18 protein-coding genes and 1 pseudogene are annotated in these 26,663 nt (G+C 51.2%); 15 read left to right on the top strand and 4 right to left on the bottom strand.

Features of this window, described 5'->3' with window-relative positions:
* Window positions 1–69 precede the first annotated feature (69 nt).
* The 4 genes from HAV38_RS20585 to HAV38_RS20570 all read left to right on the top strand — a co-directional run bounded on the left by HAV38_RS20585 (window position 70) and on the right by HAV38_RS20570 (window position 3,550).
* Window positions 70–303 carry a ferredoxin gene (locus HAV38_RS20585; protein WP_168057269.1) on the top strand — a complete coding sequence of 78 codons (234 nt, stop codon included), beginning with the start codon at window positions 70–72 and terminating at the stop codon, window positions 301–303.
* Between the two features lie 153 nt (window positions 304–456).
* A complete protein-coding gene (locus HAV38_RS20580) occupies window positions 457–1,215 on the top strand; it encodes an SDR family NAD(P)-dependent oxidoreductase (protein ID WP_168057268.1) in 759 nt (252 codons plus the stop codon).
* Between the two features lie 480 nt (window positions 1,216–1,695).
* A complete protein-coding gene (locus tag HAV38_RS20575; RefSeq protein ID WP_168057267.1) occupies window positions 1,696–2,646 on the top strand; it encodes a VOC family protein in 951 nt (316 codons plus the stop codon).
* A gap of 19 nt (window positions 2,647–2,665) precedes the next feature.
* Window positions 2,666–3,550 (top strand): fumarylacetoacetate hydrolase family protein, encoded by an 885-nt coding sequence (locus HAV38_RS20570; protein WP_168057266.1) that lies wholly within the window; start codon window positions 2,666–2,668, stop codon window positions 3,548–3,550.
* A 306-nt stretch (window positions 3,551–3,856) separates the two neighbouring features.
* On the opposite strand, the gene HAV38_RS20565 is transcribed toward HAV38_RS20570, so the two are convergent.
* Both HAV38_RS20565 and HAV38_RS20560 read right to left on the bottom strand, forming a co-directional pair.
* Window positions 3,857–4,168, bottom strand: coding sequence for a hypothetical protein (locus HAV38_RS20565; protein WP_168057265.1), 312 nt, complete (start codon window positions 4,166–4,168; stop codon window positions 3,857–3,859).
* A 150-nt stretch (window positions 4,169–4,318) separates the two neighbouring features.
* Window positions 4,319–5,224, bottom strand: a complete 906-nt coding sequence (locus HAV38_RS20560) for a LysR family transcriptional regulator (protein WP_168057264.1) — start codon at window positions 5,222–5,224, stop codon at window positions 4,319–4,321.
* A gap of 97 nt (window positions 5,225–5,321) precedes the next feature.
* Here HAV38_RS20560 and HAV38_RS20555 point away from each other — a divergent pair, with 97 nt between their 5' ends.
* The 9 genes and pseudogenes from HAV38_RS20555 (at window position 5,322) to HAV38_RS20520 (ending at window position 20,857) form a co-directional block, all read left to right on the top strand.
* Complete coding sequence (locus HAV38_RS20555) at window positions 5,322–8,900, top strand: indolepyruvate ferredoxin oxidoreductase family protein (protein ID WP_280730159.1); 3,579 nt, start codon at window positions 5,322–5,324, stop codon at window positions 8,898–8,900.
* A 173-nt stretch (window positions 8,901–9,073) separates the two neighbouring features.
* Window positions 9,074–10,696, top strand: coding sequence for a carboxyl transferase domain-containing protein (locus tag HAV38_RS20550; RefSeq protein WP_168057262.1), 1,623 nt, complete (start codon window positions 9,074–9,076; stop codon window positions 10,694–10,696).
* Between the two features lie 55 nt (window positions 10,697–10,751).
* Window positions 10,752–12,782, top strand: a complete 2,031-nt coding sequence (locus HAV38_RS20545; RefSeq protein WP_168057261.1) for an acetyl/propionyl/methylcrotonyl-CoA carboxylase subunit alpha — start codon at window positions 10,752–10,754, stop codon at window positions 12,780–12,782.
* A gap of 561 nt (window positions 12,783–13,343) precedes the next feature.
* Window positions 13,344–13,556: pseudogene (locus HAV38_RS22015) on the top strand (glutamine--fructose-6-phosphate transaminase (isomerizing)); the annotation flags it as partial.
* Window positions 13,557–14,019: 463 nt separating this feature from the next.
* Window positions 14,020–16,047 (top strand): PgaA family protein, encoded by a 2,028-nt coding sequence (locus tag HAV38_RS20540; protein ID WP_168057260.1) that lies wholly within the window; start codon window positions 14,020–14,022, stop codon window positions 16,045–16,047.
* 17 nt (window positions 16,048–16,064) lie between these two features.
* On the top strand, window positions 16,065–17,891 hold the full coding sequence (gene pgaB, locus HAV38_RS20535) for a poly-beta-1,6-N-acetyl-D-glucosamine N-deacetylase PgaB (RefSeq protein ID WP_168057259.1): 1,827 nt from the start codon (window positions 16,065–16,067) through the stop codon (window positions 17,889–17,891).
* Between the two features lie 48 nt (window positions 17,892–17,939).
* Window positions 17,940–19,202, top strand: coding sequence for a poly-beta-1,6-N-acetyl-D-glucosamine synthase (pgaC, locus tag HAV38_RS20530; RefSeq protein ID WP_168057258.1), 1,263 nt, complete (start codon window positions 17,940–17,942; stop codon window positions 19,200–19,202).
* Window positions 19,199–19,675, top strand: coding sequence for a poly-beta-1,6-N-acetyl-D-glucosamine biosynthesis protein PgaD (gene pgaD / locus HAV38_RS20525; protein WP_168057257.1), 477 nt, complete (start codon window positions 19,199–19,201; stop codon window positions 19,673–19,675). The genes pgaC and pgaD overlap by 4 nt, the downstream gene beginning before the upstream one ends.
* Window positions 19,676–19,696: 21 nt before the next feature.
* The gene (locus tag HAV38_RS20520; protein WP_168057256.1) at window positions 19,697–20,857 is read left to right on the top strand and encodes a glycoside hydrolase family 10-like protein; all 1,161 of its coding nucleotides are present in this window, start codon (window positions 19,697–19,699) and stop codon (window positions 20,855–20,857) included.
* Between the two features lie 141 nt (window positions 20,858–20,998).
* Here the strand turns inward: HAV38_RS20520 and HAV38_RS20515 are convergent, their stop codons facing one another.
* A complete protein-coding gene (locus tag HAV38_RS20515) occupies window positions 20,999–22,045 on the bottom strand; it encodes an alpha/beta hydrolase (RefSeq protein ID WP_168057255.1) in 1,047 nt (348 codons plus the stop codon).
* Between the two features lie 159 nt (window positions 22,046–22,204).
* Window positions 22,205–22,876, bottom strand: a complete 672-nt coding sequence (locus tag HAV38_RS20510; RefSeq protein ID WP_245182489.1) for a carboxymuconolactone decarboxylase family protein — start codon at window positions 22,874–22,876, stop codon at window positions 22,205–22,207.
* Window positions 22,877–23,421: 545 nt separating this feature from the next.
* Here HAV38_RS20510 and HAV38_RS20505 point away from each other — a divergent pair.
* Both HAV38_RS20505 and HAV38_RS20500 read left to right on the top strand, forming a co-directional pair.
* On the top strand, window positions 23,422–23,793 hold the full coding sequence (locus tag HAV38_RS20505; protein ID WP_168057254.1) for a ParB N-terminal domain-containing protein: 372 nt from the start codon (window positions 23,422–23,424) through the stop codon (window positions 23,791–23,793).
* Window positions 23,794–24,227: 434 nt separating this feature from the next.
* Window positions 24,228–26,522, top strand: coding sequence for an FdhF/YdeP family oxidoreductase (locus HAV38_RS20500; RefSeq protein WP_168057253.1), 2,295 nt, complete (start codon window positions 24,228–24,230; stop codon window positions 26,520–26,522).
* The last annotated feature ends 141 nt before the right edge of the window (window positions 26,523–26,663 follow it).

Genomic DNA, 26,663 nt, shown 5'->3' with positions numbered 1-26,663 from the left:
AAATTTTAAATATGTTCAAAATTGTTTGCGTAACCGGCGCATCGCCGGGGCGCTGTAAGAGGAGTTGATATGAGTTCAGAAAATCAAAGTAGTCCGGTTAAATTTCGTATTGTTACTGATCGTAGTCGTTGTTGCGGTTACGGCCTATGCGCCACGCTTTGTCCGGAAGTCTACAAACTCGACGCTGAGGGTTTGGTTTATGTCGAGGGCGAATTTATCCCGGCCGAGTTTGAAAATGAAGCCAAAGAAGGCGCGGCTGCTTGCCCAGCCGAGGCGATCATCATCGAAGAAGTGTCCGCTTAACGGTTGCTTGGTTGATCCAGTTAGCGCTCAACTAGCGCCCAACTAGCGCTCAACTAGCGATCCACGGCGGGGTCCGATTGCGGACGTAGAATTGCATTAAATTGCGGTGCGGGGTTTGCGCCTTCTTTTCAGACAATAGCTTCAGGAGGTGTAATGAAACGGCTTTCAGGAAAAGTAGCACTGATCTCCGGCACAGGTGGGGGGCAAGGTCGTGCGGCAGCGTTGCGTTTTGCACGCGAAGGCGCTACGGTTGTCGGTTGTGACGTGGTTGCAGAAGGACACGAAGAAACGCGCCGAATTTTGCGCGAAGAAGGCCTGGAGCTGTACGGTTCTGCGCCGGTCGATCTGGGCGACCCTGCACAAGCGCAGGCGTGGATAGAAAGCGCCGTAGCCGAACATGGTCAGATCGATATTTTGTACAACAACGCTTCAGCCGCAAAATTTGCGCCGATTGCAGAAATGTCAGTCGAAGACTGGCGCTACACAATGCGCAACGAGATCGACCTGATTTTCTATACGACCAAATTCGCGTGGAATTATCTGGCCCAACGCAAAGGCGTAGTAATTAATATTTCCTCCACCGCAGCATGGGGCGGATCAAAAATAGCAGGCATCGCAGCGCACTCCGCCGCTAAAGGCGCAGTGGTGTCGTTTACAAGGCAACTAGCGGTAGAAGGCGCACCCGTAGGCATCCGCGCCGTATCAATCAGCCCCGGATTCGTAGCAACCCCCGGCACCCGCGCATTCATGGAAAACCCGGCAGCGCGCAAAGCACTACTAGACGGCGTACTAATGGACCGCCCCGGCGAACCAGAAGAAATAGTAGCCATGGCCCTATTCATAGCCTCCGACGAAGCATCGTTTATAACCGGTTCAGATATCGTGATGGATGGCGGATTGCTAGCCATTTAATACAACCAGCCGGGTTGCGGCTGACGTTGCAGTTGTCATTGAATTTGACGCTGAATTTGACGCTGAATTTGACGTTGAATTTGAATTTGAATTTGAAGTGGCCCTTGTAGTACCCCGTCATTGACGCTGCCAAGTGTTTTAGCCATCAGGCGGGAATTGTTGGGAAACATGTTTGAGCCGAAGGCGAGTTGGTTTCTCAACCCGCCTGATGGCTAAAACGCTTGGGAACCCGAAGGGCAGCGTCTCTGCGGTCGCCTTTTCTTTGGTTACTATTCTTTTGGCGAAGCAAAAGAAAGTGACCGGCTGTCGGGCCGCCCCCGACAAGCATCTACGGAGCGCAACCCGTTCAAGTTATCAATCAATCGATCTAAATCGATAACACCAAAATAAGAAATTTTTTAAATTATATTTAAATAGTCACCACACGTCGGTAGTCTCATTAAGCACAAAATTAACCGTAATATCTAAGGCACAAAGGTTATGGACATCATAGGAATAGGTTATCTAGGTTTCGAAACCCCAAAAATCGAAGAGTGGCGCGACTACGGCCCCAACGTAATGGGCTATCAAATCGCTAAATCCGCTGAAACAGATCCCAACTCACTCTACTTCCGCACCGACGACCGCAGGCACCGTCTTGCGTTTCACCCCGGCCCAATCGACCGCCTCGCCTACATCGGCTGGGAAGCCAAAGGCCGCCTTGAATTCATCGACGCAGTAGAAAAATTCCGCGCCAACGGCATCGAAGTAACCACCGGCGATGCAGCTCTATGCGAACTACGCGGCGTAAGAGAACTGATACGCTTCCGCGACCCGGTAGGCTATCAGCACGAACTGTTTTACGCTCAAAAATGGACCCCACGCTCGTTCACACCGGGCCGCCCGCACGGCGGGTTTGTCGCAGGCAAGCGCGGACTAGGACACGTAGTCCTGATCACCCCAGAGTACACGCCAGAACTGGAAAACTTCCTCATCAAAATCATGGGCTTCAAATGGTATGGCGCAGGTGCAGGCAAGGGCCGTACCGGCTTCTTCCATACCAAGCTCAATACTTGGACCAGCCACGATATCGGCTATGGTCACGCACCCGGTCGCATGGGAATCCAGCACATGGGCATGACCGTTGACAGCATGCGCGATGTCGGCGAAACCTATGACCTCGTCAAGAAGCGCGAGATACCGTTACTGATGACGCTAGGTCAGCATAGTCAGGACCCGTGTGTCTCGTTCTATCACTTTTCACCCTCAGGTTTTGCCATCGAAACCATCTACGAACTAGAAGCGTGGCAACCAGATGGATTTGAACTGAACCCGGAGCGTTTGAGTCTATGGGGACATGAGATCGTCGGGCCTATCCTCGGTACCAGCGTCCGTACTCCAGAAGAAGTGCTCGATCCAGCGTACCTGGCGAGCAAACCAAAAGCGTCGTGAAGTCATTGAGGATAGTCGCATGAAAATTGCTTTTGTAGAAGATGGTGCTGGCGCACGCTTCTGGGCGCTGGTCAATTCGGAGGCGGGTACCGCGCAGCAGGTGAATGCACCCTTTGCAGAGTGGGTAAAAAGCGCAGCCAACGGCAGTCAGGAGATGTTGGATTTGACTCCCACGGTGCGCAATCTGACCGATTTACGTCTGCTTGCGCCGGTTAATCCCGGTGCGCGCGTGTTCGGCGTCGGCCTGAATTACATCACGCATCTGACCCGATTGGGGCGCAAGGAAGCACCGCCGCATACCATCGCTTACATCAAGCCGGAAAGCGCGATCATCCATCCTGACGATGAGATTCAATATCCCGCAGTTACCGCAAAACTGGACTATGAAGTAGAGCTGGTGGCGGTGGTGGCATCGGCGTTGGGAGACGCGCCGTGTGCCAGCGCATGCTTGTTGGGTTACACAGTCGGCAACGATATCAGCGCACGGGATGCGGGCAAGCAACTCGGTTCGCTGGATCTGTTTACGCAAAAGGCGCTGGATCGTACTGCGCCTATCGGGCCTTGGATTACCACGCTGGATGCGCTCGGCGGAGCAGGGCAGCCACAGCTTGATATTTCGCTGAGCATCAATGGCGAGCTGCGCCAGAGCGACAATAGTCGGGAAATGATTTTCCCTATGGACGAGTTGTTGAATTATCTGGATGCGCGGATTGAATTGCGGCCGGGTGACTTGATATTTACTGGCTCTACTTGTGGCGTGGGGTTGGAGGATGGGCGCTTTTTGCAGCCTGGGGATTTGATTGAGGCTGAGATTAGGGGGATTGGGGTGTTGCGTAATCGGGTTGGGTTGAAGCGGGTTTTGTCGAGGGTGAGGGCGGTGGGGAGATTGGGGATTGGGATTTGAGTTTGCTGGTAATTGAAACGGGTTTTTCTCCGTGGATGCTGATCGGGGGTGGCCCGATAGCCAGTCACTTTTTTTTGTCTCGCCAAAAATAAGTAACCAAAAAAAAGGCGACCGCAGAGGTGCCGCCCTCCCTTTGGTCGGGTCCCCAATTATTTCGACTATCAGTCGGGTCGAAATACCAACTCGCTTCGCTCAAACATGTATTCCGACAATTCCCGACTGACAGCCGAAATAACCGGCATCACCTATGACGGGGCAGGTCAACGGCAACCGCAACCGCCGCAGCCTTGTTAATTGGATGGTTGATTATCTTGGTTGCGGCCTTTGCTGTTGCTGTTGCTGTGGCGGTTGAAGTGGCTGTTGCTGTTGAAGCGGCCCTTGACGTACCCCGTCATTGGCGCTGCCAAGTGTTTTAGTCATCAGGCGGGAATTGTCGGAATACATGTTTGAGCGAAGCGAGTTGGTATTTCGACCCGACTGATGGCTAAAACGCTTGGGGACCCGAAGGGTAGCGTCGTTGCGGTCGCCTTCTTTTTGGTTACTTTTTCTTGGCGAAGCAAGAAACAAGTAACTGGCCGCCGGGCCACTCCCGGCCAGCATCCACGGAGCACTAACCATTTTAGCTACCGATCAACCGAACCCACCAAATGGCTCGCAATAAACCATAAATTCCCAACATGTATTCCGACAATTCCCGACTGACAGCCGAAATAATCGGCATCACTATGACGGCGAAGGTCAACTTCAACTTCAACGGAAACTGTAATTTTACACCCCGAACGACTGAATTAAAAACTGCTGAAACGCTAGCGCCGCTTCCGAAAATTCCGCCTCGCGCCGCCACAACATACCCGCATCCATATGCGGGATTGCATCCAGCACCGGGCGCGCTTCAATCCGCTTGCCCTCCAGTGACCACGGGCGATAGACCATGTCCGACAGCACGGTTACGCCAAATCCATGACCGACCAAACCGCGTAACGCCTCTATCGAACCAGTACGCATCACGATGTTTGGATGAAGGTGATTCTTCTCCCAATAATGCAATGCCGAATGCTCGCCTTCATCTGTGGTTAGCAGCAGGTAAGGGTGCTCGGCAATATCTTTTAGCGAGGGCGAACGTATTTGCGCCAACGGATGCGTCGGCGCTACCCAAAGCTGACGCCGGGATCGCACCAGTACGGCATGCTCAAAGCGACTCTGACGCTGAACGTTAGACAAAATAACGATGCCGATATCGACGGTTCCCGCCAACACAGCTTCTTCAATATCCAGACGGTTCATATCTTGCAGCTGAATCTCGACCTCGGGATAACTTGCCCGAAATCGCGCCATCTGGTCCGGTAAAAAATAGCCCAGTAACGTGTAGGACGCAGCAATGCGTACCGTTCCCGTCAGGGGTTTTTCTTTGAAGCGCGGGCTCTCAACCGCTGCCCGGACTGAATCCAATATGTGCCGGGCATGGCGCAAAAAATCTTGCCCTTCAGCGGTCAGCGATACGCCTTGCGGAAGCCGGTCAAACAAGCGCACTTCCAGTTCTTTTTCAATCGCGATGACACCATTACTGATGGTTGATTGCGAGACGTTTTCGTGGATTGCTGCCGATGAAATTTGTTCTGCCTGCGCCACGGCAACAAAATAACGAAGCTGTCTGAGAGTGAGATTCGATGCCATGCGTTTTTCCGATACCGAGTATGCTTATTTGTCGTTGTACGGAAGATTACCGCATAAATATACTGTCCTCCTAATTAAAAATTATGAGGCAAACCGCGTGAATTCTCCCTTATCCATCCCAATGCAGGAAGCTTTAACGGCGGTTTCGCTCGACGACAAATACACGCTGGAAAAAGGCCGTGTCTACATCAGCGGCACGCAGGCGTTGGTGCGATTGCCGATGTTACAAAAACAGCGCGATAGCCTGCAGGGACTGGACACCGCAGGCTACATATCAGGCTATCGCGGCTCTCCTCTCGGTGGGGTCGATCTGGCGCTGTGGAAGGCAAAAAAACATCTATCGAAAAATAACATAGTATTTCAGGCTGGCGTCAATGAAGAGCTTGCAGCGACTGCCGTTTGGGGAACGCAGCAAACCGCTTTGTGGGGCACTGCAAAGCACGACGGCGTGTTTGGCATGTGGTACGGCAAAGGCCCGGGTGTAGATCGCTCCGGTGACGTGCTCAAGCACGCCAATTCCGCCGGAACCTCCCCGCATGGTGGTGTGTTGTTACTGGCGGGCGACGATCATGCAGCAAAGTCATCCTCCGTCGCGCATCAGTCGGAACATGCGCTGATCGCTGCCGGGATTCCGGTGTTGTATCCGTCGAGCGTACAAGAATATATTGATTACGGTCTGCATGGTTGGGCCATGAGCCGTTATTCAGGACTATGGGTCGGTATGAAATGCGTGACCGATGTGGTCGAGTCTACAGCCTCGGTAGAGATGGACCCGGAGCGCGTCAAGATTGTCATACCGGACGATTTTACGATGCCTGAAGGCGGCGTCAGCATACGCTGGCCCGATCCGCCGCTGGCGCAAGAAGCGCGACTCTTTGACTATAAATGGTACGCCGCACTGGCATACGTTCGCGCCAATAAGCTCAACCGCGTCGTGATCGAATCCCCGGTCGCACGGATCGGCATCATGACCGCAGGCAAGGCCTACCTTGATGTCCGGCAGGCACTGGCAGAACTCGGACTGGATGACGATACCTGTAGCCAAATTGGTATCCGCCTGTTAAAAGTAGGTTGCATCTGGCCGCTGGATGCACAAGATGCGCGCTCGTTTGCCACCGGTCTGGAAGAGATTCTGGTAGTCGAAGAAAAGCGCCAAATTCTGGAATACGCGTTAAAAGAAGAGCTGTACAACTGGCGCGACGACGTGCGCCCGAAGGTTTATGGTAAGTTCGACGAACGGGATAACGAAGGCGGTGAATGGTCGGTGCCACGCGGCGACTGGCTGCTTCCTGCGCGTTACGAGTTGTCCCCTGCGCTGATCGCCAAAGCGATTGGCAAACGACTGGCCAAGATCAATCTTCCCGAAGATATCCGGTCACGCATTGAAGCGCGGATTGCGATCATTGAAGCGAAAGAGAACGACGCCAGCAAGCCGCATACCGTGACCGAGCGCCCGCCGTGGTTCTGCTCCGGTTGTCCGCATAACACCTCAACCAAAGTGCCTGAAGGATCGCGTGCGCTGGCAGGCATCGGTTGCCACTATATGTCGATGTGGATGGACCGCAGCACCGATACGTTTAGTCAGATGGGCGGCGAGGGCGTGTCGTGGTTGGGCCAGATGAATTTTACGCACGATAAACATATTTTTGTGAATCTTGGGGACGGTACTTATTTTCATTCCGGTCAGTTGGCCATTCGTGCGGCGATTGCCGCCAACGCTAACGTGACCTATAAAATTCTTTTTAATGACGCGGTTGCGATGACCGGCGGTCAACCGGTGGACGGCATTTTGACGGTGCCGCAGATTGCGCATCAAATGCATGCGGAAGGTGCGAAGAAAATTATCATCGTCACCGATGAGCCGGAAAAATATACCGGCGAAATCAAACTCCCGGAAGGCGTTACCGTGCATCACCGCGATGAGCTCGATGATCTGCAACGACAGTTGCGCGATACACCCGGCACCTCGGTACTGATCTACGACCAGACTTGCGCCACAGAAAAACGTCGCCGCCGCAAACGCGGTACCTATCCCGATCCTGCGCGTCGTGTATTTATTAACGATGCGGTATGCGAAGGTTGCGGCGATTGCTCTGTGAAATCAAATTGCCTGTCGGTCGAGCCGCTGGTCACGCCGCTTGGCACTAAACGCAAAATTAATCAGTCCTCGTGCAACAAGGATTTCTCTTGTGTGAATGGATTTTGTCCAAGCTTTGTTACCGCCGAAGGCGCACAAATGCGCAAGCCGGCGGTCAAGGCCAAGGACGCAAGCATCGCACCGGATTTTGCCGGATTGCCGCGACCAGCGATCGCACCTCTACAAGTTGGTTACGGGATTTTGGTCACTGGCGTTGGCGGCACCGGGGTTGTCACGATAGGCGGTTTGATAGGCATGGCTGCGCATCTTGAGAACAAGGGCGTGACAGTGCTGGACATGGCCGGACTGGCGCAAAAAGGTGGCGCGGTGGTCAGCCATATCCAGATTGCGCCCATGCCTGACGCTATTTATGCAACCCGCGTGGCCACGGGGGAGGCAGCGTTAATCATCGGATGCGACGCCATTGTTTCTGTATCGGCCGACGTGCTATCGAAGACACGGCACAATATTACGCGTGCGATCATTAACAGTGCAAAAACGCCGACTGCGGCATTTATAAACAATCCAGACTGGCGTTTTCCAAGTGATGAAACGGTCGTTGCTTTGCGTCAAAGCGTTGGTGACAGCTGCGAATTTTTAGACGCCAATCAATGCGCGCTAACCTTACTGGGTGATGCGATTTATGCCAATCCTTTATTGCTTGGTTACGCCTGGCAAAAAGGCTGGGTGCCACTTGCTTACGAAAGCATGATTCGCGCTATCGAGTTGAACGACGTAGCGGTCGCAAAAAATAAGCAGGCATTCGATACCGGTCGCTATCTGGCAGAGCATGGCCATTCTGCGCTAGATGTTGCGCAGGCTAGCGTCAGTGCGGTGGTTTTGCATATGCCGGAGTCGCTGGACAAGTCGATTGCGTTGCGTGAAAGCCTGTTGCAGGCATATCAAAATAAGGCCTATGCAGCACGTTACCGAACAGTGGTGGAGCGCATCCGTACCAAAGAAACAGAATTAGGCGACGACCAGGGTCGTGCGCTTACTAATCATGCGCTTACTAAGGTGGTCGTTCGTAACCTGGCCAAATTGATGGCTTACAAGGATGAATATGAAGTAGCGCGCCTGTACGCCGATCCTGCTTTTCTGGAAAAAATGCGCTCGCAATTTGAAGGCGAACCGGGTAAAGACTATCAACTCAAATTTCATTTGGCACCGCCGCTTTTGTCCAGGCGCAATGGTCACGGAGAATTGATTAAGCAGACGTTCGGTGCATGGATGCTGCCTGCGTTTAGATTGCTGGCGAAGTGCAAGGGTTTGCGCGGTACCCGCTGCGATATATTTGGGTACTCTGAAGAGCGCCAGAAAGAACGTGCGTTAATTGCTGACTATATCTCGCTGGTGGATGAATTGAGCACTTCACTGAATAGTGAGAATCTTGCGCTGGCTATAAAGCTGGCAAATATTCCCGATGAGATTCGTGGGTTTGGTCACGTCAAAGAGCGCAACATGGACGCTGCCGATGCAAAGCGTGCGTTGTTACTGGATCAGTATCGGAGCGTCGCAAAAAGCGCTGTTGCAGCGTGATCAACGGCAATTGACGAATCAACCCAAAAGTCCTTCACGCCGCATCAGATTTGGCCGCCGCAGACATTTTTGACACCCTCCGCCGGGTACGCAAGGCGGAGGGTGTGCAGGCAGAAATAATTCCAGATTAGCGCGAGCGGAATGCGCATATTAAAAATAATTAGACACCTACCATGACAACTCTCACCTCAAAACTTTCGCCTCGTTCCGACGACTTCAAAGCCAACGTCGCCGCCATGCAATTGATCGTTGACGACCTGCACGCCAAGGTTGCCCAGATCGCGCAAGGCGGCGGTGCGGCGTCCAGCGCCAAACACGTCGCACGCGGTAAATTGCTACCACGCGACCGGGTGCAGATGCTGCTCGACCCTGGCACGCCGTTTCTGGAGTTCTCGCAACTGGCCGCGTATGACATGTATAAGGATCAACATGGCGTAGCAGCTGCACCTTCTGCCGGAATCATCACGGGTATCGGACGGGTGAGCGGGCAGGAATGCGTGATCGTCTGCAATGACGCCACCGTCAAGGGCGGTACCTATTACCCGGTGACCGTCAAAAAGCATTTACGCGCGCAAGAAATTGCCGATCAGAACAACTTGCCATGTATCTATCTGGTCGATTCCGGTGGTGCCAACTTGCCGAATCAGGATGACGTGTTTCCGGACCGTGACCATTTCGGTCGGATCTTTTTTAATCAGGCCAACCTCTCGGCCAAGGGCATTCCGCAAATCGCGGTGGTCATGGGATCGTGTACGGCGGGCGGCGCGTATGTCCCGGCGATGAGCGACGAATCGATTATCGTCAAGAATCAGGGCACCATCTTTCTGGCCGGTCCGCCGCTGGTCAAGGCCGCGACCGGCGAAGTGGTCAGCGCCGAAGATTTGGGTGGTAGCGACGTGCACACGCGTTTATCCGGTGTGGCCGATCATCTGGCGCAAAACGATTTGCACGCACTGTCGCTGGCGCGCAGGATCGTCTCGCATCTGAACCGGACCAAACTATCGCAAGGCGCGATGCGCGAATCAGTCGAACCACAGTTTGCCGCACAGGAACTGTACGGCATTATCCCGACCGATGCCCGCAAACCGTTCGACGTGCGCGAAATCATTGCCCGCATCGTTGATGGCAGCGACTTCGATGAATTCAAGGTGCGCTATGGCACCACGCTGGTGTGCGGTTTTGCCCATGTCCACGGCATGCCGGTCGGCATTATCGCCAACAATGGCGTGTTGTTCTCGGAGTCGGCGCTAAAGGGAACGCACTTCATCGAGCTATGCTGCCAGCGCAAGATTCCGCTGGTGTTCTTGCAGAATATCAACGGCTTCATGGTCGGACGCAAATACGAAAACGAAGGCATTGCACGTAACGGGGCCAAGATGGTGACTGCTGTATCGACCGCTGCGGTGCCGAAATTTACCGTCATCATCGGCGGCAGCTTTGGTGCCGGCAACTACGGCATGTGCGGTCGCGCTTTCGCGCCGCGCTTCTTATGGATGTGGCCGAATGCCCGGATTTCGGTCATGGGTGGCGAGCAGGCCGCGGGTGTCTTGGCGACCGTCAAGCGCGACGGGATTGAGGCCAAAGGCGGCAGCTGGAGTGCCGAAGAGGAAGCGGCATTCAAGCAACCGATCAAAGATCAGTACGAGGTGCAAGGCCATCCGTATTATGCCAGCGCGCGCTTGTGGGACGATGGCGTAATTGATCCGGCGGATACCCGTACGGTATTGGGGCTGGGATTGAGCGCGGCGTTGAATGCGCCGATTGCGGATACCAGATTTGGCGTATTTCGGATGTAAGCGCGGTTTCGTCAACCTGCGGCACCCTCATTCCATTCTTCTTGAAAGTACGCCCATGTTCACCAAAATTCTGATCGCCAATCGTGGCGAAATCGCCTGTCGCGTTGCCGCCACTGCCCGTCGTCTGGGCATTAAAACGGTCGCCGTCTATTCCGAAGCCGACGCCAATGCCAAGCACGTCGCGATGTGCGATGAAGCGGTATTAATCGGCCCGTCCGCTGCCCGTGACAGTTATCTCAAAGCCGATGTGATTCTTGCCGTAGCCCAAGCTACCGGCGCGCAGGCGATCCATCCCGGTTACGGTTTCCTGTCTGAAAATGCCGCCTTCGCCCGCGCCTGCGAAACTGCCGGGGTCGTGTTTATTGGTCCGCCAGCATCGGCGATAGACGCGATGGGTTCCAAGTCGGCAGCTAAAACCTTGATGGAGCAGGCCGATGTGCCATTGGTCCCCGGTTACCATGGCGACAATCAGGACGCCGACTTTTTACACGCCCAGGCCGATGCGATGGACTACCCGGTCTTGCTGAAAGCCAGCGCCGGTGGCGGCGGTAAAGGCATGCGCATCGTCGAAAAAAGCATCGACTTCAAGGACGCGTTAGTGTCTTGCAAGCGCGAAGCAATCAGTAGCTTTGGTGACGATAAAGTACTGGTTGAAAAATACCTGAGTCGTCCCCGCCATATCGAAATTCAGGTATTTGCCGACCAGCAAGGGGAGTGCGTGTATCTGTTCGAACGCGATTGCTCGGTTCAGCGCCGCCACCAAAAAGTACTCGAAGAAGCGCCTGCGCCGGGCATGAGTCCGGCACGCCGCAAGGCCATGGGCGATGCTGCGGTCAAGGCGGCCAAAGCGGTTGGTTATGTCGGCGCCGGTACGGTGGAATTCATTGTCAATCAGGACGGCTCGTTCTATTTCATGGAAATGAATACGCGGTTGCAAGTCGAGCATCCAGTGACGGAAATGATTTCTGGTACCGATCTGGTCGAGTGGCAATTACGGGTGGCCTCGGGTGAGTCGCTACCGTTGACCCAGGCACAGTTACAAATTAACGGTCATGCGATTGAAGCGCGGATTTATGCAGAAAATCCTGACAAAGGTTTCTTGCCATCGATCGGCACCTTGCGCCATGTGCGCACGCCTTCAGCGGTCACCTTTACCCGCAACGACGATCCGGCAAGTAATCATCCTGCCGCCGTAAGGATTGATTCCGGTGTGCGTGAAGGCGATGCCATTTCACCGTTCTATGACCCGATGATCGCCAAGCTGATCGTCTGGGGCGCGACCCGGGTTGAAGCACTGGCACGCATGGCGCAAGCGCTGGCAGAATATCAAATCGTTGGCGTGGCCACCAATATTGCATTTCTGCAACGGTTGATTGGCAGCACCGCATTTGCAAAGGCCGATTTGGACACCGGATTGATTGAGCGGAATCAGGAAACATTATTCCCTGCCAAACCGGTCGCGTCATTATCCGTGCTGGCGCTGGCAAGTGCTGCGTTGCTGGACGCCGAACAGCGCACTACCAAAGGGGAGAATCCGTGGTCCGCCACCTCCGGCTGGCGTCTCAACAGCGTCTTGCAGCGCACGGTCACCTATGCCGACGAAGCGCAAGAGTATGCACTCCAAATTGGTTACCATTCAACCCACTGGACCCTCGGTACAGGGGAGGGCAGTGTGGCAATGCGCATCGTGGCGCAGAAAAATAATGACCAGTACGCAAGCAAGGATTTTAGCCTGACGCTGGACGGTCAGGCCGTACGCGGCACGGTGGTGCGCGAAGCCGACACGTTCCATATATTTACCGGAGCCTCGCACACCACACTGACCTATTCCGATCCAGTGGCACACGCCGGGGAAGCCGAAACCGAAGGCGGTCGCCTGACCGCCCCGATGCCGGGCAAGATCGTCGCGATTCACGTCAAGAAAGGCGATACCGTTGAAAAAGGGGCACCGCTACTTGTGATGGAAGCGATGAAAATGGAACACACCATATCAGCGCCAAGTGAAGGCGTTATTGAGGAACTGCTGTTCGAAGTCGGCGATCAGGTTGCGGATGGTACGCAATTATTGAACTTGGTCGTGCAATGATGGTTACCCAAGAGTAGTTAGCAAGCTGGCTTACATTAGGTTGAAGTGCCGCACTCGTTCATAGGCTTCCCGTATCTGAATGCGTGCAATTCTGATTGCTCGAATGAGGCCGTCAGTTAGCACGAGGTTATCTACTGTGTTGTGTCTGGCGCACAATTCGTGCATCAAACAGCCATCTCCGCGCTGCGGGATGGACAGTCATTTCTCAATTACTGGACCTGCATTGTACCGAGTCGATGGGCTATCGATAGGCAGCCTGAAGTCACTAGTAATTCTTTCCCCTTCTTTTACCTGGCAGGGCAACTATTCAGGCCAGTTCTAAGCCGGTAGTAAAGCGATCTTTACAGACCGGCAATTGCCCAATCGCCGCTTTTGCCCTTCTCCTGAAAACATAATTGCCGGTTTAATACCGGGGGACAACCTCGGTCCCGTGCTGCAACAAACTTTTGGGCAATTGATATGGATCACCCTTTATATAAATGGGCTTATCGTTAGTTAATTTTTTGATATCGTTATAGCCGGTAATCAAATTATTGTTTTTCTGGTCGCTGGAGGCTGTGTATCTGCGGAATCGTCGGTGCTGTATCAACAAGGACAAATATCATTCCGATTTTGCTTCAGGGTTCAAAACCCCTTGAATACCGTGGTTATGATTCTTGTGGTCTGGCACTGCACGCGGGAGGTAAATTACGACGGTCGCGCAGTATATGCAGAGTTGCCGATCTGGAAAGCCAGGTTGCCGGGTCCGGTCTCGAGGGAACAGCCGGGATGGCGATCGCCGGCAGAGGCCCGCACGCGTGGCGGCCAGCTTTAAATTTTTATCGAAGCAGGAACCGACATCACCCTGTGACCGGGTACACGTCATTCACCTGCCGCCCGGATGCAATATGTTGTCGCCAATTTTGCATGTGATGCCGTTGCAATTCTTTGTATACCACACAGCGGTGACGTGGAGCAGACGTAGATAAGCCGCGCAACCTTGAAAAATCGGTCACCGTAGAATGAACAATAACGGTAATAACGACGGTGCCAGTGAGGATTAGCAGCCATCAAAACGCGATACCGACCAACGTCGCTCACGATGTTGATGCTGGACGAAACGCGGATAAATCAAACCGTTCCACGCGGGCAAAAAAATGCGATGAATATTTTAGAACGTTGACAATGATCGACACCGAAAGCATGAAAAAAAAGCCGGTACCAAAAATTGCATAAAAAAATAAATGACTATAAAGCCATGATAAATAAATCGAAATCCTTTCTCCTCACGACCCTGCTGGCTTTCAACGCACCGTTGCATGCGGTAGCCGTACCTGCAAAACCGGAAACCTCCCTTGCCGCTGACCGGGTTGAGGGAATTGCCAGTAAGCAACCGGGCGCTCTCCCGCTATCTATAACGCCGCAAGTGATTATTGATCCTGAGGATTTAGTGGAGCGATTGAAAACTTATGATCAACAGCTGGCTATTGCGCCAGAGGACGCTGCTGCACGTGAAGGTAGATTGTTGGTGATATCGCGCCTTGGAGCACCGGCCAGCGCAATTGAAGAAGCAAAGCAATACCCAAATATAAGTAGCGAAGTGGTACAGCGTTTATACGAAGATCAAACTGCTCTGGCTATCAGATGGAGCGAAAAAGTTTACCATTCAACACCCGGTGGGGAATATCCGGCTTACGATCACGTGATCTATTTGGGTGAGGAAACTTGGAAGCGTTACCCGCTTTCAGAGCGATCGCGTTTTGATCTGGTACGTGCATTAAACAATAGAAAGCGCAGAGCCGAGGCGGTGGCGCTTTACGAAACATTGCAGCGCGATAAATTGGAAATACCCGGTTACGTGCATGAAGCGGCAGGCTCTGCCTACCTGGCGGAAAAAAAGCCGGAATTATCGGTTCGTTCTTATAACGCCGCCTTAATCGCTAATCCAAATAGTTTCGATGCCAATATGGGGCTCTTTTATGCGTTGGCGGATATGTCGGACTACAAAGGTGCAAAACAACACATAGAAACCTTTTCTGCTAAACCGATGGATCCACAGGAAAAATTTGAGTCAGCGACCGCGGCAATAATGGAAATGGCTTACGAAAATCGATTGGGCGTTGCGCAAAGCCGTTTAATCGCATTACAAAATGAAGCGCCAAATAGCCAGCTTTTACACTTAGCTTTGGCAAAAACATATTTATGGCGTGGCTGGCCGCGTCGGGCCATGCAGGAACTCGATTTTATTACCCAGCGCGAATCTTACAATCTGCAGGCGAACACCGCGATGGTGGTGGCCGATGCCGCTATGGGCGACTATCGTTCATCGGCAGCGCGTCTGAGCCAACTGCAAGCTTCTACCCCTGACGACACTGACGTCAAGAACCTGACGCGGGCGCAAGCCGTACGTGACATGAACGAGTTAACACTCATTGTCAGCGGTACCCGCAGCAAAGAAAATTTGGGTAATGGTCGCGGCTTTATAGTGGACACGAAAGTGAAGGGCCACCCGATTAATTTCCAGATGCGTCCTTTTGTTCATGAATATTTTGAGCGGGGAATAAACAGAAATGATTCCGCGGATTACCGACGGTTAGGTGCTGGCATCGATTATGTCATCCCCAGTCTGGGTGAAGTCGAAGGAGAAATTCAGCAAGAATTTTTCATGCATCCTAAAACGAGTATTGCCGTGCAAGGAAAGTTTGATCTGAACGATTATTGGAAATATAGTATCCGCCTTGATTCTGATCCTGTTGACGTGCCTCTGGAGGCGCGACGTGCGCGCGTGTCCGGCCGGTTGGCGGCGATTGGAGCAGCCTATCGCGCCAGCGAGTTATTTGCAGTGCATGCCGACTTCTCCCAACTTAACATGTCGGACCATAACATCCGGCGGGATGGATTAATTGGCGGCACCGCAAAATTAGTTGAAGGACCACGTTATAAGGGAACGCTCGGTCTCGATGTTTCCCTTTCTACCAATAGTCTGGCTAATGCTTCTTACTACAATCCAAAAAAAGTTCGCGCTGCCCAAATATCGTTTGCCAACGAGTGGATTAATTACCAGCGTTATGACAGGTCTTTTGGGCAACAGCTAATATTTTCGCTCGGACGCTCTGCCGAAGAGGGATTTCGCACCGGGACGATTGGCGGGATCGGCTATGAACAGCGCGTTAGTTTAAGCGATGTCGTGGCACTCAGTTATAGCTTCGGTTACGTCAGAAAAATATACAGTGGCGTCCTTTCGAAAGGGCCGGAAGCAAATTTGAGCCTTAACTGGAAATTTTAATTGAGGACACTTTATCTATGTCAATGAAAAAAAATCTAAAATGGACCGCGATCCGCGCTGTGGTTATGGTCGGTCTTCTATCCTCTTTTGCTCCCGGCTCCGCAGCGAACGCTGCAGCGACCAACGCAGCAGCGGCCAACGCCACTGCCATGGGTAATGCAGACGTCAGTGCCAGGGTAGCGGACCAGCAGACGTATTTAGTACTCTGTTACCACTCAATACCTGCGCGATTTAATCGAGATGAAGGCGCGATCAGCGCTCCCAATTTTGCAGATCAGCTCGCGTGGCTGAGGGATCGCGGTTACACCGCGCTTAGTATGAACGACGTACTGGAGGCCAAAGCTGGGGGAAAGCCGCTACCGAAGCTGAGTTATCTTGTTACGGTGGATGACGGCTACGAAGATTTTTATCTCAACGCGTATCCTATTTTGAAGTTATATAACGTGCCAGCGGTATTCGGTCTGGTGGGTAGTTGGATTGAAAATGGTCCTGATCGAGAACAGAGTATGGGGGATCCATTTTATGCGCAACAACATTTTGTCACGTGGCCACAGGTGAAAGAGATGGCGGACTCGGGGCTAGTGGAAATGGCATCGCATAGTTATGACTTGCATCACGGGATCATCGCCAATCCACAAAAAAATACAGAACCCGCAGCAGTGACGTTGCAATACGATTTAGAAAAAAAACAGTATGAAACGCTGGCGAATAGACGTCTGCGGGTGCTAACAGATTTACAAAAAAATTCCGCGCTGATAGAAAAAAATACCGGTAAACGGCCACGGATCATGATCTGGCCTTACGGCGCTACTGATCGCATTGCTGCAGAGGCCGCTGCGGCGGCAGGGATGCCCATTAATTTTACGTTGTCAGAGGGCCTTGCATCGGCTAAATCCACAAACTCGGTTCCCCGCACCTTAATTGGTGGCGAAGTAACGCTCGATAATTTTTCATACATGGTGCAATATAAAAATTCGCTTAAAGGGGGCGATCCGATTCGTGCGATTAAAATTAACCTTGACGGCATCTATGACCCTGATCCAGAGCGGCAGAACGACAAGCTCGGGCGGGTACTCAATCAGATCGCACGATTAGGCGTTAATACCGTGCTATTGCAACCGTATGTAACGCCGGCGAAAGATGGCAGTATTGAAGAGGTGTACTTCCCTAACGTCTATTTGCCGATGCGCGCTGACCTGCTTAATCGTGTTTCATGGCAGCTGCGTAGTCGACTGGGAGTCGACGTGCTCATGATCGTCAATACCTCCAACATTGCCCAGCGTGAGAACGGCAACACACGTCACCTTGACTTTTCTATCCCTCAGGACCGCGAAAAATTATTCAATATTTATAGTGACCTGAGTCTGACGGTACCCTCTCAAGGCGTTATTTTTGAGGGAGCGCGGACCGACGATCAACAGAAAATATTTAATAAAGAATTGTTAAATCATATGCATTACTACGAGTTGCCGACCCTTTATTATGCGCTTGATGACAATATAAAAGCGGAGGATGATGCTGAAGAACTTTATGCTGGCGCCCCCAATAATAATTTTGCGGGGGCGCTAATTGACGCGCCTGTTGCCAACAGCGACGCGAAGCAGTTACAGGCGTTCGCAAAAAATCTGCCACCAAACAAAATAAATATTTTGTCTTTTTCGGTAAAAGACGCAAGCATAAAAGAGCTTGAAAAAATAGCGGATAACATCCAATACCTGAAGCATCAGGGCCTAGCTGATTTTGTTATTGATGGCGCTGAATTTCTTGATGACCCGTCGAAACTTAATATACTAAGACAAGCCATCTCGCTCAAATCTAACCCCCTCGTAACGCCTGGACAATAGTTGCCCGGTTAGCTTCTAAATCAATTAATAACTACGCTAAGAGCCGCAATGGAAAATTATTTATTGCATTCCACGATATTTGAGTTCGTATCTAATTTTGTATTTTTTTATCCGCTTGCCATGACGCATATCTGGTTGGTCGGAGCACTTCTCTACTATTATAAATGGGAGCGAAATACGCCGGAAATGATCAAACTATCCACTTATCCCGCGATTTCGATTTTGTTACCGTGTCATAACGAAGGCGACAACATTCGTGAAACGGTAGGGTGGTTATTGAAGCAGGAATATCCTTCGTTTGACATTCTGGCGATCAATGATGGTAGCAAAGACAATACGGGACCATTGCTTGATGAGCTGGCTCGCCATCATCCTAAACTCCGTGTCGTGCACCTCGCCGAAAATCAGGGCAAAGCAATGGGGTTATCCATGGGGGCCTTGTTGTCTGCTAATGAGTACCTTATCTGCATCGACGGGGATGCGATACTGGACGTACATGCTTGCACGTGGATGATGTCTCACTTCCAGTACGCGCATGTGGGTGCTGTCACCGGTAATCCCCGCATCAGAAATCGTTCCACTTTGTTGGGAAGAATTCAGGTGGGCGAATTTTCCAGCATTGTAGGAATTATTAAACGCGCCCAACGGGTATATGGAAAAATATTTTCGGTCTCTGGGGTCGTCGTGGCATTTCGGAAGACTGCGCTTGCAGAGGTTGATTACTGGACCACGGACATGGTCACGGAAGATGTTGATATTACGTGGAAGCTTCAGCGAGCGGGGTGGGAAGTACGGTTCGAACCTAATGCAAAGTGTTGGATTTTGATGCCAGAGACGATAAAGGGACTCTGGAAGCAACGTCTGCGCTGGGCCCAGGGAGGAGCGGAAGTCTTCCTTCGTAACCTTAATATTTTTGGACATTGGAAGCAACGCCACATGTGGTTGGTTTTTATAGAGCTGGGCATGAGTTTGATATGGGTGTACACAACGGTGGCTCTTATTTTAGCCAGCCTCTTGTTCATGCTAATAAATCCAGGGATATCTCTGCGTCCCTGGCCGCTTATTTTATCGTCTCAAAATACATTCTTTATTCTAATAGTCACTTCCCTCGCGCAGTTCGCTTTTGGCTTTTATCTTGACAGCCGTTATGAAAAGCAACTGTGGAAAATTTACCCCTGGATTATCTGGTATCCGTTTTTATACTGGATCATGATTTCTTGTGCAACGTTTGTGGGATTCCCTAAAGCGCTGCTGAAAAGAAAAGGGGAAAGAGCGACCTGGGTAAGTCCTGATCGGGGGTTTAAACCATGAAAACACACTTCATTATCAAGCATAAAACGAATAATAAACCTATCACCATATGTCGTGACTGGTTGATATCTGGGCTTTGCTGGACCATGTGGTTCGTGGTGCTCGGGGCCTTGGTGAACGGCTCTGAATGGCATCTTTTGGAGGTTGCCTTTCTTACCTGGATGTACGCTCAAGAGATATTTGCCGGTGCCTTGTTAGATTGTTTGCATATTTCAAAAGTCTATATAGGTATGGTGGGGGTGCTAATGATCGGGTTCGTCCTATGGTCATTTTTGAACAAAGCGTTAGCCCCGGAAAGCCGTCGTTTAAGTACCGGTCCATTAGCGCTTGAGGACATGGCTAGCCATTTTGGTGTTAGCTGCAACCAGGTCCGAAAGATGCAAAGAGAAAAAATGGTTATGGTGTTTCACTCTCGTTCCGGCGCAGTGACCGAATTGCGGTCGATGGAGGCAGCGCCGCAGGCTATCCTTTAGAGATAATTGAGGAGTTCGCAAGTGAAAAGATCAAGTTTGGTATTGCGCAGGATTTTTCTTTTGATGTTTATCGCCACATTCATTTTCCCGCTAGCGCGGGGTAAAAATATGGCGCCTGCCGTTTCAAAAATGTCAAAGCAATTTAATATTGAACTCGTGGTAAGGACGATCAATAATTTTAAAAATCAGGAGGACGTCGCCGCATTTTTTGACGTCGCAAAAAAAGCAGGGGTAGCTGCTGTTCATATCAATGTTAAGCAAGACGAGGACGATGAGCGACCATCGGGGGAGGTATATTACAACAGTAAAATCGCACCTGTAGCGGCAGGCTACGAGAAATTTGATGCGTTGGCCGCATCCATTAAGGAGGGGCATGAGCGAGGCATCGCGGTGTACGCCTGGATGCCACAATTTCACGATCAGGCCGCGTTGCGTGCGCATCCGGGCTGGCAAATGATGGCCAGCGAAAAGGGTGCGAGCAAACCTTACAAAGGAAAAACTAGCATCGAATATTTTGTCAATCCGATAGACCCGGAAGTGCAGGAATATGAGTTAAGCCTGATTATGGAAGTAGTAAAAAATTATAACGTCGATGGTATTTCGCTAGACTGGTTGCGGTACGACGATATAAATATGGATACGGGTCCTTACACGCGCAATCTGGCAAGAAAGGAAATCGATGTAGATCCGTTAGATATTAACTTCTCGAAGCAATCTGCCGTCGTTGACCGATGGAGTGCATGGCGCGCCCAAAAAATTGGTACGTACGTTAAAAAGGTACGTTTATCGATTAAGCAAGTCCGCCCGGATATCAGGCTGACTGCCTTTTTGCTGCCGCCAGAGTTTGTCGAGGTTGGCCAAAATTTAGCGTTATTTAGTAGTGATCTGGATGAAGTGCATCCGATGGCCTATTTCAAAGACTGGGATTTCCCCCCCGACTGGGTCTCTGGAAAGTTAATGAATGACATCGTGCGCAAGAGGTCAGCGAGCAAGGCAATCATACCGACACTCGACGGTACGGGAACGATGGACCAAAATGTACATATCCTCTCTGGCATACAGAAAAAATTTCCGGGCGTTAAGTCGATCGCCTGGTTTTCAGCGGTCTATTGGGAACCTGCGCAAATTGCATTTATCAAGCGAATACACGATACAGCAGAAAAAAAAGCGATAGCGCGATAGCACGATGAGGGCGTCCTGAATAACGCAGGGCGCCCTACAACGGCAGCATTCCACATGAGCGATTTGATGTCTTTGCTCAATGCGACAAAACTTGATATGGACTAAGCCCTCACAATGTGAGGGCTTTTTTCGTCCACATTCTTACATGTTTGCTTTGATATCTTCATCCAGAAAACCCTGCACCGCCTGAAACAATTGCATGCGGTTTTTTTCCATGATGATGGTATGCGTACCTTCACCGATTTCAACTAAGCGCTTATAAGGAACGTTCGTCAATTTCGCATAATAGGCATGCAGCATATAGCTTGGAAGATCAGCATCCCACTCTGCATGGACCAAAAATGTAGGTACCCGAATCAAACCTGGGTCGTAGAGAGGCTTGCCAGCCGACCAAAATTCGCGCGAATCTTGTACCGTGCCGTTTGGTGCACGCAGGACCGGTTTACTTTGGCTTGCACCCACTGGGTCTGTCGCCCATGTCGCTTTGGCCCACTGCTCGTACCAACCTGCTGGAATTAACGTCTCTTTTTTATCTTCCGGAACGCCGGTGAGCCAGCGCTGTTTGGCAGAATCCATCGACACCGAACGATACGCGCCCAATTTGCCACCCGCATCGGTCAGGGAAGCGTCCTTGCGCAACCATTGTGGCGCATACAGAACCAGTTTATTTACCTTGTCGTTATTTTGCGAGGTGTACCAGCCCATGGTGCTGGTACCCCAAGACCATCCAAGCAAATCGAGCTTAGGCGATCCGGTACGCTTGAGAATAAAGTCGACTGCTGCACTGACATCCTTCACCGCCGTCTCGGTACGCACCAAAGGATCATTTAACTCCGATGCTTGCGACATTTCTGGTGGCCGCGTCGAGCCTCCGTATCCACGCAAATCAACCAAATACACGTCGTATCCATGCTGCGCGATATAGTCCATCCAAGACATACCGTTAAGCTTTAAGTCAAAGGCTGTTTCTGCAGGATAGGTTGAACCGTGGACATACAAAAGAATTTTATTTGGTCCAAATTTTTTGATACCTTGCATATGTTTATTGCGTACGTACAGCTGGATGCCAGGGTCGGCGGAAGGCACCATAAACTCCTGCATGACGATCTTTTCAGAACCCGCTGCGGCAGCCATGCCAGCACAAGCTATCAACAATAAACCCATTACGGCCTTTACAAACACCTTCATTTTTATCCCCTATTAATTATTATGGTTAAACCAGGTGAGTATTACACGCTTCCAAAAATATTCTTTTCCAAGTTGTAAATCGGTGTGGTTATACAGGTGCTACCTGTGCAACACACGTGCTACACGCTCTTCACGAAACGGGCTAACACGAGAAGCGTTTCATCGACCTTTTTCTGGGAAAGGTAGAGCTTTATTCGCCGCAACCGACTCCTCTCCCAAGCTGAGCAACATGGCAACGGTAACGTAAGTGCCGGTGACCGCCACCAAATCGACCAATTGTTGCTCACCAAGGATCGCCTTGGCGCGATCAAATAACGCATTGCTGATTTCATGCTGTTGACTGAGCGTCATACAGACGTCATATACGACCTCTTCATCTGGTTGCATTCCCCGAGGGCGAATATTCGCTTTGAGATCATCCGCTACCGATGCGGGCAAACCTGCTTTCAGTGCTAAGGGATAATGCGCGAACCACTCCACTTGCGAAGTCCATAAACGTCCCTGAATCAGAATCGCGAATTCATTAAGGCGCTTTGGTAACGATGTTTCAAATCGTAAATAATCCAGAAGTCGCTTCATGCGTTCAGCGAACACCGGGCTACGCAACATCACATTGTAGGGACCGGACAACCCAACGCTCGATATGGCAACGATCTCCTGGGCCAAAATTTTTGATTGTGGTGCAATATTTTCCATCGTCAACTGTGGAAAGCGTTTTGGCTGATCGACGTTTTGCGCCTGAGCAAAAGCCGACGTTGTTATGCCGCCCGCTAGAACCATCAAAGCAGAACATGCAAAGCTGAAACCTTTAAACGCAATTTTTTTTGCCATACCTGTCTCCTGTATTATTTTATTTTAATGTCGTCGGTGCAACGGCACGTAACATGCGTTGAAAAAACGATATGAACTGTATCAGAAAGCAGGCAATCGGGTGCAGCGCGGATTTAATAACATGCAATAGCGTTGACATTTATGGTGCCCGAGTGGCACGTCCGGACTTAAATAAAATTATGCTATTTGACTTTATGAGACATATAATTTTATATAAAATATAATTTATTGAAGGTTAAAATGCTTAATTCCAGGCAATTTAACGTCGCTTTTTACACAGTCCCAAGTTGATGAGGCAAATATTATGATGGCCGTGATACCTAAGTCTCGCACCCCGAGGGACATCAATAGAGTATTTTTATCGGCCGCCGATTGAACCCGAATTAGACAACAATCAGCCCTCATCGGTAGGCGCATCGCTGCAGGAACGGTGCAATTTACATGGCTCGCCGTCTGTTATTTTTGTGGTTAAAAGCAGAAAATTTGTTCGGGTATATTTTAAGATTGTTAGAAAGTTTTTTGCAATATAACTAACCAACAAATAAATGAAAAATATACCTAAAATCAAATGGCTTTCTGCGCCGGCGAAAAGCGATTTCACCTCTGCTGAAACGTTTCTGCAATTACTGTATAAACCTAAGAATTGTCGACATTTGGCCAAAAAGCTCAAGCGGGCAAAGATGTCCAAATTTGCCGCTAAAGATATCCTTCGTGCGTCAGCAACCCCAATATCAGAAGTACAGGCTTTTGACTGGGTAAAACAAAAAAAAGAAATCGCACAGCACAAACCGCTCTCGCCAATTTTGATCGTTCGGCAAAAAAATGGTCAGCCCCTCCTTATAGTGGATGGTTTTCACCGATTATGTGCTCTTTTCGCTGCCGATCAGGAGGTCAACGTGCGCTGCAAAATTGTTTAGGAAGTAATGTCATGCTATCGGTAGGACGCAAATCTGTGAGCCTCCCATTTGCACTAACCCTGAATTTTGATTGCGCAGCTAAAATTTGCGTTCTTCCGAAATCACGCCGTTGGTCGGCTTGAGTTCGCATGTGCCAGATTTCCATAAATAGCGCCCCAGATGTGGCTTCTGCTTCGCTCCTTAGCCAATCGAAAAATTTGTTGATATCGCTCATCCCGCACCGCCTCCACCACTTTGCTTGCGCGGGCTAACCCGGAGGCACCTGAGTGTGACAACAACAGGCGCGGTGCGACACCCGCTTTCGCTTCAGATAAAACCTGTAATTGAAGTTTGTAATTGAAGCCTATAACATCTGTTGCGTCATTGACAAATTTTTTATGCCGCCTAGACTAAACTGATTAATTATATTTTCGGCGTGATCTAAGGAGATCAATATGGCAAAGAGACGCTCAGTGCCGGGTATCAAAGAATATGAAGCACCCGCTGGAGGCTGGGGAGCTTTACGGGCGACAGCCCAGGCGGTTCAGGATCAGATGAATCTTACCAAAGCGCCCATGCTCCTGATGCGGACCAACCAACCAGTCGGATTCGATTGTCCGGGATGCGCGTGGCCTGACAAGGAGTCCCGCTCGACCTTTCAGTTCTGCGAGAACGGTGCCAAAGCTGTTACGTGGGAGGCGACCAGCAAACGGGTCACACCGGAGTTCTTTGACAACAACACTGTATCGCAATTGTTGCTTAAGTCTGATTATGAGCTTGAGGACAACGGGCGGCTTACCCATCCGATGGTGTATGACCGAACTACCGACAAGTTTCGGGCTGTCGATTGGGACCAAGCCTTCACCAGGATAGGAGAGATCTTGAGGGGTTTGCCCCCTGAACACGCGGACTTTTATACTTCCGGGCGCACTTCGAACGAAGCAGCTTACCTGTTTCAGTTATTCGGACGCGAATACGGCACCAACAATTTCCCCGACTGCTCCAATATGTGCCACGAGGCGACCAGCGTTGGCTTGCCGCAATCCATTGGCATCGGCAAAGGGACGGTCTCGCTAGACGATTTTGACCACTGCGAACTCATTATCGCGATTGGCCACAATCCAGGCACGAACCATCCGCGCATGATGGGCACATTGCATGAGGCTGCGCGTCGTGGCGTGCAAATCATTGTCTTCAATCCGTTACGTGAGCGGGCATTGGAGCGGTTTGCGGATCCGCAGAACTGGTTAGAAATGGCGACCTACGGTTCGACCAAGATCGCCTCAACCTATTTTCAGGTGGCTAGCGGAGGGGATGCAGCCGCGCTCCTGGGTATTATCAAGATATTGCTTGAGATGGAAGATAGCCAAAGCAACGTTCTCGATCATGAATTTATCAAAAATCATACAGAAGGCTTCGATGCCTTTGCAGCGGGCGCGAAGGCGGCGTCTTGGGAGGACATTGAGAAAGCCAGCGGACTTACCCAGACGGATCTTGCAGAGGTTGCTGTTGCCTACGCTAAATCTAACGCGACCATCATTACCTACGGCATGGGGGTCGTGCAGCACACCAAGGGCACGGCCAATGTCCGGTTGATCGCCGATCTGCTCTTGTTGCGGGGAAATATAGGCAAGCGTGGTGCTGGGATCTGTCCATTGCGCGGCCACTCCAACGTGCAGGGTGACCGGACGGTTGGCATCACCGAGAAGCCCTCCGAGGAATTTCTTCAGGCCATGGAGAAGGTATTTAGCTTTCAGCTCCCGCGCAAGCATGGTCGTGATGCAGTCCGAACGATGCAAGCGATTATCGATGGCTCGTCGAAGGCGTTAATCTGCATGGGCGGAAATTTCGCGGTGGCTTTGCCTGATTCTGGTCAAAGCTATTCGGCCATGGCAAAGCTCGACCTAAGCGTCCACATCGCCACCAAGCTCAACCGCTCGCACCTTCTGGTGGCAAAAGAAACTTATATCCTCCCTTGCCTGGGACGCACCGAACTCGACATGCAGGCGGGTGAGCCGCAGTCTATTACCGTGGAAGACTCGATGGCCATGGTCCACGCATCCGCAGGGAAGCTGACCCCAGCGTCGGACCAACTCCGGTCGGAGCCTGCTATCGTTGCCGGAATGGCGCATGCTACTCTTCCCAGCAGCAAGGTTCGGTGGCTGACGCTGGTTGAAGACTACGACAAGATACGCGACCTGATCGAGCTCACTGTCCCAGGATTTGTAAATTACAATGCGCGCATCCGGGTTCCCGGCGGGTTCCGCCTTCCCTTGCCCCCGACCGAACGTATCTGGCCCACCGCTACCGGAAAGGCAGTGTTTTCAGTGTATGGTGGCGTAAGGGACGATGTGAACACGCTTGGGGCTACTGATTACCTGCGACTGATTACCCTTCGTAGCCACGACCAATACAACACGACGATCTATGCGATGGATGACCGCTACCGTGGCGTATTCGGACGGCGCGATGTTCTGTTCATGAATGAAAACGATCTCGCCGCAAATGGGCTTGAACATGGTGACCTGGTCGACATCGAAACAATGCTTCCGGGCCGTCAGCTTCGCCTGGAGAAGATCACAGCGATCGCCTACCCGATTGCTCGTGGTTCCGTTGGTACCTATTACCCTGAGGCGAATGTGCTTGTCCCCTTGGATTATTTTGATAAGGAGAGTGGAACGCCGTCGTACAAGTCAATCCCCATTCGCGTCATCCCCCACGGCGGCGCTAATGCAACCGCTTGCGCGTGATGGAACTATTTGTTCGCTGGAACGCGCTGCGTTTATGGTGCAGCCAGATCCTTGCTAGTTTTCATGTTTACTTGTTTTAATGAGGAGAAATTATTTAGAGCAGATGGCGCCCATACCCTCAGAAATGCGTAAGGAATGAGC

The sequence above is a fragment of the Glaciimonas immobilis genome (assembly GCF_011947285.1).
In the GTDB taxonomy this organism is placed as follows: Bacteria; Pseudomonadota; Gammaproteobacteria; order Burkholderiales; family Burkholderiaceae_D; genus Glaciimonas; species Glaciimonas immobilis.
This window is presented reverse-complemented; position numbering and strand designations above follow the sequence as displayed.

Coding starts and splice junctions, on each gene's coding strand:
- HAV38_RS20585 (WP_168057269.1), top strand. CDS start 70: ATGAGTTCAGAAAATCAAAGTAGTCCGGTTAAATTTCGTATTGTTACT.
- HAV38_RS20580 (WP_168057268.1), top strand. CDS start 457: ATGAAACGGCTTTCAGGAAAAGTAGCACTGATCTCCGGCACAGGTGGG.
- HAV38_RS20575 (WP_168057267.1), top strand. CDS start 1,696: ATGGACATCATAGGAATAGGTTATCTAGGTTTCGAAACCCCAAAAATC.
- HAV38_RS20570 (WP_168057266.1), top strand. CDS start 2,666: ATGAAAATTGCTTTTGTAGAAGATGGTGCTGGCGCACGCTTCTGGGCG.
- HAV38_RS20565 (WP_168057265.1), bottom strand. CDS start 4,168: ATGGTTAGTGCTCCGTGGATGCTGGCCGGGAGTGGCCCGGCGGCCAGT.
- HAV38_RS20560 (WP_168057264.1), bottom strand. CDS start 5,224: ATGGCATCGAATCTCACTCTCAGACAGCTTCGTTATTTTGTTGCCGTG.
- HAV38_RS20550 (WP_168057262.1), top strand. CDS start 9,074: ATGACAACTCTCACCTCAAAACTTTCGCCTCGTTCCGACGACTTCAAA.
- HAV38_RS20545 (WP_168057261.1), top strand. CDS start 10,752: ATGTTCACCAAAATTCTGATCGCCAATCGTGGCGAAATCGCCTGTCGC.
- HAV38_RS20540 (WP_168057260.1), top strand. CDS start 14,020: ATGATAAATAAATCGAAATCCTTTCTCCTCACGACCCTGCTGGCTTTC.
- pgaB (WP_168057259.1), top strand. CDS start 16,065: ATGTCAATGAAAAAAAATCTAAAATGGACCGCGATCCGCGCTGTGGTT.
- pgaC (WP_168057258.1), top strand. CDS start 17,940: ATGGAAAATTATTTATTGCATTCCACGATATTTGAGTTCGTATCTAAT.
- pgaD (WP_168057257.1), top strand. CDS start 19,199: ATGAAAACACACTTCATTATCAAGCATAAAACGAATAATAAACCTATC.
- HAV38_RS20515 (WP_168057255.1), bottom strand. CDS start 22,045: ATGAAGGTGTTTGTAAAGGCCGTAATGGGTTTATTGTTGATAGCTTGT.
- HAV38_RS20510 (WP_245182489.1), bottom strand. CDS start 22,876: ATGGCAAAAAAAATTGCGTTTAAAGGTTTCAGCTTTGCATGTTCTGCT.
- HAV38_RS20505 (WP_168057254.1), top strand. CDS start 23,422: ATGAAAAATATACCTAAAATCAAATGGCTTTCTGCGCCGGCGAAAAGC.
- HAV38_RS20500 (WP_168057253.1), top strand. CDS start 24,228: ATGGCAAAGAGACGCTCAGTGCCGGGTATCAAAGAATATGAAGCACCC.